Source organism: Marinobacterium sp. MBR-111 (assembly GCF_040547585.1).
Classification (GTDB): domain Bacteria; phylum Pseudomonadota; class Gammaproteobacteria; order Pseudomonadales; family Balneatricaceae; genus Marinobacterium; species Marinobacterium iners.
The window spans coordinates 1-14,044 of sequence record NZ_JBEPQA010000025.1 but is presented as its reverse complement, the minus strand read 5'-3'; the positions used below and the strand labels follow the sequence as shown (position 1 = coordinate 14,044).

The 14,044-nt window shown below is 56.3% G+C and carries 14 protein-coding genes; 9 read left to right on the top strand and 5 right to left on the bottom strand.

The genetic code is table 11. The features are described from left to right. Nucleotides 1-201: 201 nt before the first annotated feature. The 3 genes from ABIE61_RS15105 to ABIE61_RS15095 all read left to right on the top strand — a co-directional run bounded on the left by ABIE61_RS15105 (nucleotide 202) and on the right by ABIE61_RS15095 (nucleotide 3,382). Nucleotides 202-1,401, top strand: a complete 1,200-nt coding sequence (locus ABIE61_RS15105; protein WP_354410962.1) for an aspartate aminotransferase family protein — start codon at nucleotides 202-204, stop codon at nucleotides 1,399-1,401. A 63-nt stretch (nucleotides 1,402-1,464) separates the two neighbouring features. Next, nucleotides 1,465-2,376 (top strand): ornithine carbamoyltransferase, encoded by a 912-nt coding sequence (gene argF, locus ABIE61_RS15100; protein WP_354410959.1) that lies wholly within the window; start codon nucleotides 1,465-1,467, stop codon nucleotides 2,374-2,376. A gap of 91 nt (nucleotides 2,377-2,467) precedes the next feature. Next, nucleotides 2,468-3,382 (top strand): LysR family transcriptional regulator, encoded by a 915-nt coding sequence (locus ABIE61_RS15095; RefSeq protein ID WP_091821490.1) that lies wholly within the window; start codon nucleotides 2,468-2,470, stop codon nucleotides 3,380-3,382. A 2-nt stretch (nucleotides 3,383-3,384) separates the two neighbouring features. On the opposite strand, the gene secD is transcribed toward ABIE61_RS15095, so the two are convergent. From secD to ABIE61_RS15075, 4 genes are all read right to left on the bottom strand, one after another. After that, nucleotides 3,385-5,652, bottom strand: coding sequence for a protein translocase subunit SecD (gene secD / locus ABIE61_RS15090; protein WP_354410956.1), 2,268 nt, complete (start codon nucleotides 5,650-5,652; stop codon nucleotides 3,385-3,387). Between the two features lie 76 nt (nucleotides 5,653-5,728). After that, nucleotides 5,729-6,109 (bottom strand): hypothetical protein, encoded by a 381-nt coding sequence (locus ABIE61_RS15085; protein ID WP_354410954.1) that lies wholly within the window; start codon nucleotides 6,107-6,109, stop codon nucleotides 5,729-5,731. A gap of 99 nt (nucleotides 6,110-6,208) precedes the next feature. Continuing rightward, entirely contained in the window at nucleotides 6,209-6,880 is a 672-nt protein-coding gene (locus ABIE61_RS15080; protein WP_354410951.1) for an RES family NAD+ phosphorylase, read from the bottom strand. A 2-nt stretch (nucleotides 6,881-6,882) separates the two neighbouring features. Continuing rightward, nucleotides 6,883-7,272 carry an MbcA/ParS/Xre antitoxin family protein gene (locus ABIE61_RS15075; RefSeq protein ID WP_354410948.1) on the bottom strand — a complete coding sequence of 130 codons (390 nt, stop codon included), beginning with the start codon at nucleotides 7,270-7,272 and terminating at the stop codon, nucleotides 6,883-6,885. Between the two features lie 213 nt (nucleotides 7,273-7,485). Here ABIE61_RS15075 and ABIE61_RS15070 point away from each other — a divergent pair, with 213 nt between their 5' ends. Genes ABIE61_RS15070 through ABIE61_RS15045 form a run of 6 tightly spaced genes read left to right on the top strand, consistent with a single transcriptional unit; the run spans nucleotide 7,486 to nucleotide 12,305 of the window. Then, nucleotides 7,486-8,838, top strand: coding sequence for a class II 3-deoxy-7-phosphoheptulonate synthase (locus ABIE61_RS15070; protein WP_206839520.1), 1,353 nt, complete (start codon nucleotides 7,486-7,488; stop codon nucleotides 8,836-8,838). Nucleotides 8,839-8,840: 2 nt separating this feature from the next. Further along, on the top strand, nucleotides 8,841-9,167 hold the full coding sequence (locus tag ABIE61_RS15065; protein ID WP_206839518.1) for a YqcC family protein: 327 nt from the start codon (nucleotides 8,841-8,843) through the stop codon (nucleotides 9,165-9,167). Nucleotides 9,168-9,195: 28 nt separating this feature from the next. Further along, nucleotides 9,196-10,059 (top strand): potassium channel family protein, encoded by an 864-nt coding sequence (locus ABIE61_RS15060; protein ID WP_206839516.1) that lies wholly within the window; start codon nucleotides 9,196-9,198, stop codon nucleotides 10,057-10,059. A gap of 3 nt (nucleotides 10,060-10,062) precedes the next feature. Continuing rightward, nucleotides 10,063-11,556, top strand: coding sequence for a DUF1538 domain-containing protein (locus ABIE61_RS15055; protein WP_341868544.1), 1,494 nt, complete (start codon nucleotides 10,063-10,065; stop codon nucleotides 11,554-11,556). Next, nucleotides 11,553-11,906 carry a transcriptional regulator gene (locus tag ABIE61_RS15050; protein WP_091821519.1) on the top strand — a complete coding sequence of 118 codons (354 nt, stop codon included), beginning with the start codon at nucleotides 11,553-11,555 and terminating at the stop codon, nucleotides 11,904-11,906. Before ABIE61_RS15055 ends, ABIE61_RS15050 begins: the two co-directional genes overlap by 4 nt. A 12-nt stretch (nucleotides 11,907-11,918) precedes the next feature. Further along, the gene (locus ABIE61_RS15045) at nucleotides 11,919-12,305 is read left to right on the top strand and encodes a CBS domain-containing protein (protein ID WP_091821521.1); all 387 of its coding nucleotides are present in this window, start codon (nucleotides 11,919-11,921) and stop codon (nucleotides 12,303-12,305) included. Nucleotides 12,306-12,338: 33 nt separating this feature from the next. Here ABIE61_RS15045 and ABIE61_RS15040 read toward each other — a convergent pair whose 3' ends face one another. After that, nucleotides 12,339-13,901: a cation:proton antiporter domain-containing protein gene (locus tag ABIE61_RS15040; protein WP_206839514.1), complete on the bottom strand. Its 1,563-nt coding sequence runs from the start codon at nucleotides 13,899-13,901 to the stop codon at nucleotides 12,339-12,341. Nucleotides 13,902-14,044 lie beyond the last annotated feature (143 nt).

Genomic DNA, 14,044 nt, shown 5'->3' with positions numbered 1-14,044 from the left:
AATCACTCAACTTAGCCATCACAACCCGGCGGAAATCTGTTTACTGTTTATCGAGGAAAGACCATACTTTTTCAAGTCGTTGGAGACCATTTTGTTACCTTGTGGCAGCAGGATTAAATTGCCAAACGCGGTAGCTACTCATAGAATGGTCGTTTTTTCGGCAGCTCTGGCTGCCTTTTTGCGTTGTAGGGAGAGTCCCCCATGGCCACGCAGCCACTGATGAATGTATTCAACCGGCTCTCAGTTGCCTTCGATCACGGCGAGGGTGCCTGGCTTTACGATACTGACGGTAACAAGTACCTGGACGCCCTTAGCGGCATTGCAGTCACGGGGCTTGGCCACGCACATCCGGCCATCACCCGCGCGATCAGTGAACAGGCTGCAAAGCTGATTCACTGTTCCAATATTTACACCATTCCACAGCAGACTGAACTGGGCGCTAAGCTGACCCGTATCTCCGGTATGGAAAACGCGTTTTTTGCCAATTCAGGCGCGGAAGCCAACGAGGCCGCCATCAAGCTGGCTCGTCGTTACGGTCACAACCGCGGCATCGACAACCCGGCCATCATTGTAATGGATCAGTCCTTCCACGGACGTACGCTGGCCACTCTGAGCGCCACAGGCAACCGTGCCACCCAGCAAGGCTTTGAGCCACTGGTAAGTGGTTTTGTACGTGTTCCCTACGATGATGTTGAGGCGGTGCGCCAGGTTGCCCGCAACAACCCCAACGTAGTGGCGGTGCTGGTTGAGCCCGTGCAGGGCGAAGGCGGCATTCACATTCCAGCATCCGACTACCTGAACCAGCTGCGCGACATATGTGACCAACACCAGTGGCTGCTGATGCTGGACGAAGTTCAAACCGGCAATGGTCGTACCGGAACCTATTTCTGCTTCCAGCAGAACGGCATCCTGCCCGATGTAGTGACCACTGCCAAGGGCCTGGGTAACGGCTTCCCGATCGGCGTTTGCCTGGCACAGGGCGTCGCCGCCGATGTTCTGACGCCAGGTACGCACGGCACCACCTATGGTGGCAACCCGCTGGCCTGCGCTACCGGCATCGCCGTGGTCGATACCATTGAACAGGACAACCTGTGTGCCCGTGCTACTGAACTGGGTGAGCGCATTGCTAACGGCTTCCGTGCACAACTTGGCCACAGCCAGTACGTGAAAGAGATACGCAACAAGGGCCTGATGATCGGCATCGAGTTGACAGAGGCAGGCTCTGAACTGGTCGTACTGGCCAAGGTAAAAGGCATACTGCTGAATGTGACCGGTGGCGGCAAGGTCGTGCGCCTGCTGCCCCCTCTGATCATGAGTGACAGCGAAGCTGACCTGCTGGTCAGCACTGTATCGCAGCTGATCAAGGTATATACAGGTGAAGAGCGCGACAGCGCAGAATGAGCAAGACCCCCTTTAACTGACCTCAGGAGCCGGCGGCTTCGGCCGCCGACTGACAACTGACCTATGAGTACACGACATTTTCTGACCCTGCTCGACATGACGCCAGAAGAGCTGCAACAGATCGTGCAGCGGGCCATCATCCTCAAGCAGATGCGCAATGCCGGTGAAACCTACGAGCCTATGAAAAACAAGGTCATGGCGATGATCTTCGAGAAGGCATCCACCCGCACACGCGTTTCCTTCGAGGCCGGTATGGCCCAGTTCGGCGGTCACGCCATGTTTCTGTCACCCCGGGATACCCAACTGGGTCGTGGCGAGCCAGTGGAAGACAGCGCGCGCGTCATCTCCAGCATGGTCGATGTAGTGATGATACGCACGTTCAGCCACGAACTGGTTGAAACCTTCGCGCGTTATTCACGCGTTCCGGTTATCAACGCCCTGACGGACGAATACCACCCTTGCCAGCTGCTGGCCGACATGCAGACCTTCATCGAACAGCGCGGCTCCATCAAGGGAAAAACCGTAGCCTGGGTCGGCGATGGCAACAACATGTGCAACTCCTATATCAACGCAGCGCGCCAATTCGATTTCCACCTGAACATTGCCTGCCCGGAAGAGTTTGCCCCCAACGCGGATCTGGTCGCCCGCAACAGTGACCGGGTGAGCGTGTTTGAAAGCCCAGAGTTGGCTGTCAAAGGCGCTCACCTTGTCGTAACTGATGTTTGGGCATCCATGGGACAAGAAGCGGAACAGCGTGAGCGTGTACGCGAGTTCCGTGGTTACCAGGTCAGCCCAGCGCTGATGGACCTGGCTTCACCTGACGCCCTGTTCATGCACTGCCTGCCCGCCCACCGCGGCGAAGAGGTCAGTGAAGACATGCTCGATGACCCGCGCTCAGTGGTGTTTGAAGAAGCCGAAAACCGCCTTCACGCCCAAAAGGCGCTGCTCGAGTTTCTGCTGGTCAACCACAAGTGATCCTCCGGCAGCCCGACAGGGCTGTCCTTACCTCGCCAGACTCCCACATTCGATACTATACTGGCTGTGATTCTGATTACGGGAACCGGGCATGATCGAGATACGTCATCTTAAAACACTGACCGCGCTGCGCGATGCCGGCAGTCTGGTCGAGGCTGCCGAACGGATACACCTGACCCAGTCTGCACTCTCTCATCAGATCAAGGACCTGGAGGAGCGTCTCAACTGCTCACTGTTTATCCGCAAGACTCGACCGATCTGCTTTACCAGCGCAGGCCAGCGCTTGCTGACACTGGCTGACGAACTGCTGCCGATGGTTCGCAGCACTGAGCGTGACGTCATGCGCCTTGCTGGCGGTGAAACCGGACGCCTTAACATCTGTATAGAATGTCACAGCTGCTTTGACTGGCTGATGCCGACCATAGACTATTTCCGCCAACACTGGCCCGAGGTGGAGCTCGATCTGTCTACCGGTTTCAGTTTTCAACCATTGCCGGCACTTGCACGGGGTGATCTGGATCTGGTGATCACCTCCGATCCGGAAGAGCGCAGCGGGATTCACTATGTTCCCCTGTTCAGCTATGAGTCCGTACTCGTCATGGGCCGGCAGCACCGACTGGTAGCAAGACGCCACATACAACCTCAGGACCTGGCCCAGGAAACCCTGATCACCTACCCGGTTGAACAGGATCGACTCGATGTTTTCTCGCGCTTTCTCGACCCTGCGGATGTGGAGCCCGCCGAGATTCGTACCGCCGAGCTGACCGTGATGATCATGCAGTTGGTCGCCAGCGGCCGCGGCGTGGCTGCCCTGCCCAACTGGGCGGCGCATGAGTATCTGGAGCGGGAGTACATTGCTGCCCGCCCACTGGGCGAAAAGGGGCTTTGGTGCACGCTCTATGCCGCCATGCGGGAGGACCAGAAAGACGCCGACTTTATGGTCGACTTCCTGAGCACCGCCCGCGATGTCACTTTCCGCAACCTGAACGGCATCCGCTCGGCCTGAGCTTAAGGCATCTGCGCCAACTCCCGGCGGATTTCCTCTGTGGTCAGGCGCAGCTGTGCTTCGCCACGGCACGCACGACGCTGCGCCAGCCAATACAACAAGGGTGCAGCGATGAACACCGATGAACTGGTGCCTACCACCACCCCAAACAGCATCGGCTGTGCGAAGCTGGCCACGGCAGTGCCACCAGCCAACGCCATTGGCAACAACGCCAGCAATGTCGTAACGGATGTATACACCGTACGCGTCAGCGTGGCAGCAATGCTCTCATTGAGCAGCGTCAGCAACGGTTTGTCCGGTGTAGCACGCAGACTTTCACGCACACGGTCAAATACCACCACTTTGTCATTGACCGAATAGCCGATCAGCGCCAACAGAGCGGCCACCGCTGTCTGATTGAACTCTACCCCCGCCAATACGAAAAAGCCGATCGTTTTGGTCAGATCCAACGCAATGGTCAGGGTTGCCGCCAGCGCAAAGTGCGACTCAAACCGCCACCAAAGATAGGCCAGTACACCGCCACCTGCCAGCAATACTGCCAGGATGCTCAGATCACTGAAGTCACCACTGACTTTGGGCCCCACCAGTTCGGTTCTGGGGAAGCTGGCAGCCGGGCTCTGCTCCTGTATGGTCTGCTTTAGCTGCTCCATCTGCTCGGCCGTGATTGCCGGTTCTGCCGCTACCGGCAGGCGTACCAGATAGTGCCCATCCACTCCCATCTCCTGCAGACTGGCCTGCTGCGGCAATACCGATCGCAGCGATTCTGCCGCCAGTCCCGGTGCCGATACTTCAACCAGCGTGCCGCCAGTAAAGTCGATGCCATATTTCAAACCCGGCTGCAGGTACAGCGTAACCGCCGCCAATGACAGTACTGCCGAGGCGATCAGGCCCACCACACGCCCTTTCATCACATTGGGTACTCGGGCACTGAGTCGGTCCAGCCAGCCCGAACCACCCCAGCGGATCGGTTGACGTTCACGACCCCGAATCTGCCACTCGGTCAGCAGCCGCGTCAGCGTAATGGCGGTAAACAGTGAAGTGACAAGGCCGATACCGATGGTGATGGCAAACCCCTTCACCGGCCCGCTGCCCATCAAAAACAGAAGGCTGACCGCAATCAGGGTGGTGAGATTGGAATCCAGAATAGTGGCATAGGCCCGGGAAAAACCTTCCTTAACGGCCATGGCTGCACTGCGCCCGCGCCGACTCTCCTCCCGGATGCGCTCGTTGATCAGAATATTGGCATCCACCGCCATCCCCAGTGTCAGGATGATTCCGGCAATGCCGGGCAGCGTCAGTGTCGCCCGAAACAGGCTGAGCACTCCCAGCATCAGCACCAGGTTAACGGCCAACCCCAGACAGGCGATAAGCCCCCGGCCACGATAGACCACCAGCATGAACGCCACCACCAGCACGAAGCCGATCAGGCCGGTTGTCAGGCCCATGTTGATGGCGTCACGCCCCAGATCAGGACCAACCGAGCGCTCTTCGACAACCTCAAGGGGCACCGGCAACGCCCCGGCTCTGAGCAGCAGCGCCAGTTTTCCGGCCTCCTGCGGGGTAAAGTCGCCGCTGATCTCGCCACTGCCACCAGCGATCACGCTGCGGATCACCGGTGCCGTCAGCACCCGACCATCCAGCACGATTGCCAGCGGGCGGCCGATGTTATCGGCGGTCATGCGGGCAAACTCACGCCCCCCATCGGTGTCGAGCGTAAAGTTGACCACGGCAGCACCGGTTTGCGGATTGAAGGCCAACTGAGCATCACGGATATGCTTGCCCTCCAACGCCACCGCCTTATCCAGTCGATAGTACTGATCACCCTCGACAGTCGGCAGTGTCATCTCCGCCACCGCTTCTCCACCCATCAGCACCCAGTGAAAGGTCATTTTGGCGGTCGTGCCCAGCAGTTCGCGCACCTCGCGCGGATCAGCTACTCCGGGCATCTGCACCAGAATAGCATCATCCCCCTGACGCGCCACCAAGGGCTCCACCAGCCCGGTTTCGTTCAGGCGCCGACGCACCACCTCCAAACTCGCAGCCATCACATCCTGACGCAACTGCGCCTGATCGGGTACTTCGCTCAGATCGGCCTGTAACAGCAGATGTGAGCCGCCCTGCAGGTCAAGCCCCAATGACAGGGTGTTATCGGTGTACCACTGCGGCAGTGATTGGCTGGCACTGGGCGGCAGAATATTGGGTGCGGCGCTGAGCAGGCCACACAGAATCAGCAGACCACAGGCAAGGGTCCGCCAGGAGAATACTTTCATTATGATCCCCGGATCTCATCAACAACTGATCAAACAAACAGAACTGAACCGCCGTTAAGCGGCGAATACTGAGAGATCAGCGGACGGGTGGGGCACGCAGGGGAGGCAGACTGACCGCCGTCCAGGCTTTGGCGGCAGGCGATGATACCGGGGTCGGAATAATCTGACGGGCAACGAGCAGCAGTACCAGACCAGACAACAGTGCCAGCAGCCATTGTGGTTCGTCACCGCTGTCTAACGGCGTCAGTGACTGTTGTTCGTCCGTCGCCAACAGGCTGCTCGGCTGAATCAACGCCACTCTGGCATCGGAGGTGCCCACGTAACCACTCTGCTTCACCCCAGCGTTGAGCATGCCGAACCCCAGCAGCAGGGCGGCCAGCAGCATCAACATGACAGACAGGCTGTAACGCTGATTCAAGGCGGGAAGAGGTGCGACAGCACCGGAGACGTGGGACAACCGGAATACTCCTGATTAGAAGTTCGAGTATGAACCTGACACTGTATCAACGTCAATCCACAGCGATCAGCTGCTCACAGCATTGCAGCAAATCGACCGTTACTTGACCAGACTGACCGATAGAACCGATACAATTCGTTGCGCAGCACCGCTCCACACGTATCGATAGTGGCCTCCCTGTATGGGGATAGAGGTCGCCCTCGGAGTGAATAGCGCAGCACACTCCCCACCGGCACAGCGCACACTGGAATACAACAGTCCCTTGACTCCCGCCTTGCGCTGATCATGTGCAAACCGCTGAGCAGCCGAGTAATCCGTAGGATGGTGAAGTGCCACGTACTGATCACCGCGAATATCCAACAGCGGCAGCTGAATCATGCTGATGTATTCACGCATGGTGATTTCCGTATCGGGCTCTTGAGTCGCGGACAAAAAACGCTCACGGTGATACCGCGTTTCGGCGATTGCCACATCCAAGGAATTTCCGGCGTAGTAAACACCATCGCGCCCGTCGGTAAACCGGCTGGCATATCCAACGTGAGTGAATGCCGCCATGACGGGGGTCGAACCGGGACCGGAAATTCGTTCCGAAGCAGGCACTCGCCTCAGGTCACCCGCCTCATCCATCAGGCGATCATTGGTGAGCCCTTCAATTTCAAAGATTATGTCCAGATCCTCGGGATCGGCAACGCTTTCGAACAGATTGATTGGCGGAAAGTGGCTGGGCACCATTCGATGCGCTCGCTCCCATTCAGGCATCAATTGCTGCATGGTCAGCCTCGCACAGCATCAAGGTAACGCCTGACATCCGCCAGATTGATCACCCTGCCCTTGAGCATCACGGAGATGGCCGACTCGCCATCAAACTCCCAGTTTGCCTTGCCTGGCCAGGCGTTGGCCTGCTCCTCGGTGGGAAACAATATGCGCAACGCCTTGTAGATGCCCAAAATATAGGAGATGCGCTCCAGCGTATCCCCGTTGATAGCTGGGCCTTCGCCTTTTTTCCACTTATAAAAAGTACTGCGTGGCGGACTTCCCAACAATACCTGCTGTTCCTGATTACCGAGCCCCCAACCTTCCGTAATACGAAAGAACGCCTTGAGTGCGACCTCGGATCTGCGTCGCTCATCCGTTTTCGCGGCATGTCCTGATTTAGCCAACACAATGAACACCTCAAGCCATTTGCATTAAGCCCAATATAGTCTACACATATACAAATATCAATTTTAGTCCCTATAGGGACACTCAGACCCACTCATGCCCTTCTGAACAACTGACCGAAACGGGTTGCCTGGCAAGCACTTGCCAAGATGCGCCGTGCCTGCATTGTGGTAAGATCGAAGTTCTTGTTTAATCGATTTTCAGTGAGAGAGTAAATGGAACCCTGGACACCCGAAAGCTGGCGCAGCAAACCGATCAAGCAGCACCCGACCTACCCTGATCAAGCAGCCCTGTATCAGGTCGAGCGCACGCTGAGCGAATATCCGCCGCTGGTGTTTGCCGGGGAGATCCGCTCTCTGACTCAGGACCTGGCTCAGGTGGCCGAAGGCAAGGCGTTCCTGCTGCAAGGCGGGGACTGTGCCGAAAGCTTTACCGAATTCAACGCCAACAAAATTCGCGATACCTTCAAGGTGCTGCTGCAGATGTCGGTCGTCATGACCTTTGCCGGCAGTTGCCCGGTGGTCAAGATCGGTCGCATGGCCGGTCAGTTTGCCAAGCCTCGCTCGGCCGATACCGAAACCATCAACGGTATTGAACTGCCCAGCTATCGTGGCGATATCATCAACGGCATCGAATTCACCGCCGAAGCCCGTACTCCCGATCCGCAGCGCCTGCTGTCCGCCTACCACCAGTCGGCGGCCACACTGAACCTGCTGCGGGCATTCGCAACCGGTGGTTTTGCCGACCTGCACCGGGTGCATCAGTGGACGCAGGGCTTCGTGCAGCAAAGCCCACAGAGTGAGAAATTTCAACATCTGGCCGACCAGATCGACCAGACCATGGCGTTCATCGAAGCCTGCGGCATCAGCTCGGCCAATACCCCGCAGCTGAAGGAAACCAGCCTGTACACCTCGCATGAGGCGCTGCTGCTGGGCTACGAAGAAGCCCTGACACGTCAGGACAGCCTGACCGGCGACTGGTATGACTGCTCTGCACATATGCTTTGGATCGGTGACCGTACCCGTCAGCCGGATCATGCTCATGTGGAGTTCCTGCGAGGCGTGCGCAACCCGGTCGGCATCAAGGTCGGACCGAGCACGCAGCCGGACGATCTGCTGCGTCTGCTTGATATTCTTAACCCAAGTCAGATTCCGGGCCGCATCACCCTGATTGCGCGCATGGGCGCCGACAAGATCACTGAGCTTTTGCCACCGCTTGTGCGCGCAGTGAAGGCCAGTGGTCACCACGTGGTGTGGAGCTCCGACCCAATGCACGGCAATACCATCAAGGCCTCCAGTGGCTACAAGACCCGTAGCGTAAATTCAATTCTGACCGAGATGAAGGGCTTCTTCGAAGTGCACAATGCCGAAGGCACCCATGCCGGCGGCGTTCACTTCGAGATGACCGGCAACGATGTTACCGAATGCATCGGCGGCGCTTATCAGATCACCGAAGAGGGACTGGCCGATCGCTATCATACCCAGTGTGATCCGCGCCTTAATGCCGATCAGTCACTGGAACTGGCATTCCTGATCGCCGATACACTCAAGGCCGCACGCAAGGAGTAAACATGCAACGTACTGAACAGGTATCCGTCCTGTTGCTCAAGATCAGAACCGAGATGGAGGAACTGGAACTTTGGCAGTCCAGCCCTCCCAGTGCGCAGGCGCTGGCCAGCACCCAGCCCTTCTGTGTTGACACCCTGCACTTCACCGAGTGGCTGCAGTGGCTGCTGATACCCCGGCTGCAGGAGATGATCCGCCAGGAGGTTTCGCTGCCTCACAGCAGTCAAATCCATCCCATGGCGGAAGAGGTGTTCAAGCAGATACAGGCAGACACAGACCAACTGCTCGAGCTGATCGAGCAGTTGGACAAGACCCTCTGCACGCTGCACTGAGCCGACACCCAAACATGGACCTCAATTCATGGCTTACGAGAAACATGACAACTTTCTGTTCCGCATCGGCTTTGGTGGTGTAGACCCCTCCGAAAGCCCCAGGGCCAAACGCTGGGGCAAACGGCTTGAATGGCCCATGCTGTTTCTTGCTCTCTGGATCATGGTAGATTGGTACATGCGCTCCCAGAACCTGGGCACTGAGCGTTCAAACCTGTTTACAGACTGGCTGATTTGGCTCGGATTTGTGGCCGAGCTTACAATCATGTTGCTGGTCGTACAGGACCGAGGACGATATCTGCGCCAGAACTGGATGACTTTGGTTATCATTGTCGGCGGCCTGCCTGCCATATGGGGCGCCCACTCTTTCTATGCCGGTGCCATCCGCATGCTGCGCCTGATGGTTGTAGTTGGCATTCTGTTCAAGGTGTCACGCGATCTACGCTCCATTCTGGCGCGGCACAATCTCGGCACGACACTGCTGATCTGCTTCATATTTCTGATCATTTCAGGCCTGGTTATATCCACCCTTGATCCTGCATTCGATACCCCCTGGGATGGTATCTGGTGGGCCTGGGTCACAATTACCACCGTAGGCTATGGTGATATCGTACCCGCCACAAACGAGGGCAGACTGTTTGGCGCGATCCTGATTCTGATCGGGATTTGCATGTTTTCACTGCTGACGGCCAGTTTTTCAGTATTCTTCATCGAAAAGGATGAGGGCGAGATCGCCATCAAGGAACAGCAAAATCTGGAACGCATCCACCACTTGGAAAACAGATTGGAACGCATTGAAGGAAAGCTTGAGCGCGCTCTGATTCTACTTGAGTCGGCACAAAACCGGCCCGTTGATGTCACATCAGAACAGGGAAAAACAACTCGAGGAGACTAGTCTGTGAATTACCTGAGTGAACTTGGTCACAGCTTTCTCCACGCGTTAAAAAACCTGCTGCCCATCGTTGCAGTGGTACTGCTGTTTCAGCTGATTATTCTACAGCAAGTCCCAGAAAACAGCCTCGCCATGGCTGGGGGCTTGCTGATTGTTGCCGTTGGTGTGGCGCTCTTTCTACAGGGACTGGAACTGGGTATTTTTCCGGTCGGCAAAAGCCTTTCCAACCAGTTTGCCCGTCAGGGGTCTTTACCGATACTGCTGGGATTCGGCTTCTGTCTGGGCTTTTCCGCTGTGGTCGCGGAACCTGCACTGATTGCAGTTGCCGATCAGGCACAGCAGATCAGCAATGGGCGCATTGATGCTCTTACGTTGAGAGTACTGGTTGCTGCCTCAGTGGGTGCCGTTACCGCATTAGGGGTGTTCAGAATCATTTTCGGCCACCCGATCCATCACTACATGATCGTTGGTTATATTGTAGTGGTAATTGTCACCTTCTTCGCACCGGAAGAGATTGTTGGCCTTGCCTACGATTCCGGCGGTGTAACAACCAATGTAGTCACTGTCCCTCTGATTGCCGCTCTTGGCATTGGCCTCGCATCCTCTATTCGTGGTCGCAGCCCGCTCAGGGATGGCTTTGGGCTGGTAGCCATGGCTGTAATGGTTCCGATGATCAGCGTACAGCTGTACGGTACATGGGTGTATTCGCAACCCACCTCCGAAGCCGAACTATTGACGCCTTCAAGCGAAAGCGGCGACGGCAACACTCACCCAGTACTCAAAGGCCTGTTGGACCTCGCCACCATGGTGCGCGATGTACTACCAATCATTATCACCATTCTGTTTTTTCAATACCTGATTCTACGACGCCCTCTGGCCAACCCTCGCCAGGTCATATTGGGTTTTATACTGGTCATTGTCGGCCTGTACGCTTTTGTGATCGGCCTGAAACTGGGGCTGTTCCCGATCGGCACCAGCATGGCAGAACAACTGATCGCCCGTGAGGGTTATCTGTTGATCTACCTCTTTGCCTTCATGATCGGTTTTGCCACCACCATGGCAGAACCTGCCTTACTGGCAATCGGCAAGCAGGCCGAAGAAGCGGCAGTTGGCCAAATCAACGCTGCCGCCATTCGCCTGCTGGTGGCACTGGGTGTCGCTGTGGGCATCACGCTGGGTGTGTGGCGACTGGTCCATGGAGACCCTCTCCACTATTACATTATTGGCAGTTACATTCTGGTGATTGGCCTTACACTTATCGCTCCGCGCTACATCGTTGCACTGGCCTACGATTTGGGTGGAGTTACAACGTCAGAAGTGACCGTCCCACTGGTAACCGCACTGGGAATCGGTCTTGCCAGTCAGATTGATGGTCGTAACGTATTGATTGATGGTTTTGGCCTGATCGCCTTTGCCTCAATATTCCCGATTGTAACCGTCATGCTTTATGCCATCTGGGCTGATTGGGCCAACCGTAGAGTCAAACAGGAGTCCGTATGAAATTCACAGCCGTAGTCGGTATTGTGCCTGAGGATATGGAGCAACAGTGTGTCGACAGGGCCCGAGAGTTGGGCGCCGGAGGGATTACCATTATTCAGGGACGCGGTATAAGCAACGAAACTCGAAAGACCTTTTTCGGCTTTGCCTACGATGGCAATCAGTCCGTATTGCTTATGGTGCTTGAACGTCAACTTTCCCTGGAAATACTGAAGGCGTTTGATGCCATCCTTCATGCCGATGACGCCTGCAACTCAAAGGGACTGGTATTCAGCCTCCCGCTTGAGCACTTGCGCGGAATGGATATGGCACAAATCCAGAAGTTTGAACAACATCTAAAAGATTCACTCTGACAGGAGATTACCATGCTGGTACAAGATGTAATGGTCCGCGATGTCGTGATGATTTCGCCCTTCGCAACACTGCGCGAAGCCCTCAGCATGATGAAACGCCGAGACCTGAAGTCTCTGGTTGTGGACAAAAACCATGATTACGATGCATACGGTCTGATCACCTATACCAATATTGTGAAAACCGTGATCGCGGAAAGCGGCGATATTGACCTGCTCAACGTCTATGACGTGTGCGTGAAACCTGCCTTGAGCGTTGGCAAGAGCCTGGCCGTTCGACATGTGGCCGAGTTGATGTCACAACACAGAATCAAACGCATTCTGGTCGTCGAAGACAACGACCTTATCGGCCTGGTGACCATGGATGACATGGTAGAAACACTGCTACAGGAGATTGATTGAGCCCGGGTGAAAACACACGGGCTCAATCTCTCGTTACAGCACTTCCTGCTGCTTGCGTTCACCCACACTGAAAATATGTTCGGCCAGACCTACACCGGTTTCAGCCATGGTTTGATAGGTGTGGTCGGCGCCTGCGCGCGTGATTGCATCAGCGTGGTCGGCAAACATGCTGTGCGCCACGATCACGCCTTCGAAGCCGGACTGTCGCAACTGACGCGCCGCTATGACCTTGGCTTCCACATCATTGGCAGCCAGTATCACATACTCCAGTTTAGGCGCTTCAAGGTTCTTCCAGAGTTGAATATCCTCGGCATCAGCGAACACCACATGACGGCCTCTATGCTGGTGCTCGGCCACTTTGGCCGGGTCTGAGTCCAGGCCTACCATGGCAATATTGCGTTTTTTAAGGTGATCATAGGCTGCCGTGCCTGTACGCCCCATACCAATCACCAGTATGCGCGCATCACCCAGCGACAGCGGCTGCTCGTCTGGATGAAAGCCCTTGCGCTCGAAACGCGACAGCCAGTCACCGAAACGATCGTATAAGGGGTGCGCCATACGGTACAGTGGTGCGGATATCAGGAATGACACCGATACCGCAATTGCCAGCGGGATCAGCCACTGCGGCAGCACAATACTGGCCACAATAAGGCCGAACTCACTGTAATTGGTCAGGCTCAAGCCCGACAGGAAGGCACTTCGTGCCCGCAGTTTGAACATCAGCAGCAGGAAGAAGAACAGAATCCCTTTCAGCGGCAGCAGCACACCCATTACCACCGCGAACACAATCGCATCCATATCCGGCAGACCACCCATACCGATCTGCAGGAAGAAGCCCACCAGAAATACTTCCTTGATGCTCCAAAGCGACTGAGACAGCTCCCCTGCTCGCTTGTGATTGGCCAGTAGAGCACCGAACGCCAGTGCACCCAGCTCAGAGCTGAGGCCAATACTTTCAAAGCCGTGCCCACCTATCACCAGCGCCAGCAACAGCCCCAGCAACACAAGCAGTTCGTCATGCCCGCTGACATCAAGCACCTTGTACAGTATTGGTCGCAGAAGCGGTATGCCAAACACTACCAGCGCCCACATGGAAGGCGTTTTGCCGCTGGCCAGCGCCAGCACCAGCAGTGCCAGAAGGTCCTGCACAATCAGAATTCCGATCGCGACCCTGCCGTGAAAGGCACGCAGTTCCCGCTTGGACTCCAGCACCTTGGCGGCCAGTACCGTGCTGGAAAAGGAGAGAGCAATACCCAGCATCAGAGAGGTGTACCAGTCCAGCTCCATAAAGAAATGTATGCCAGGCATGAAAAGCAAGATAGAGATGACAAAGTGGAGCACACCCCCGCCAATCACTTCGGGACGCACCAGATTCCGAACCTTGAGCTTCAACCCCACCGTAAACAGCAGCAGCAACACCCCCAGATGAGCCAGGTGCTCCAGTACATCGGTGCCCTCAACGGGAATGCCGGCAATGTCACCAGCCGCCACAATGGCGAAGCCCGCCGCCAGGTAGCCGATCAGCGGGGGCAGTCCCACCAGCTTGACCGCCATTCCCAACGAAAAGGCAAAGATAATCCAGACAGCTTCGATCACGCGGTACTCTCCTTATTAACCCGGCGGTAGTTTATATCTGATATAATACCTGCATGAATACAGACGCACGCAAGCTCAGCCCAGAGCAACAGGAACTTCTCAGGCAGAAGGCGATTCGACTCCGCGAGAAGGGTAAAACCTTC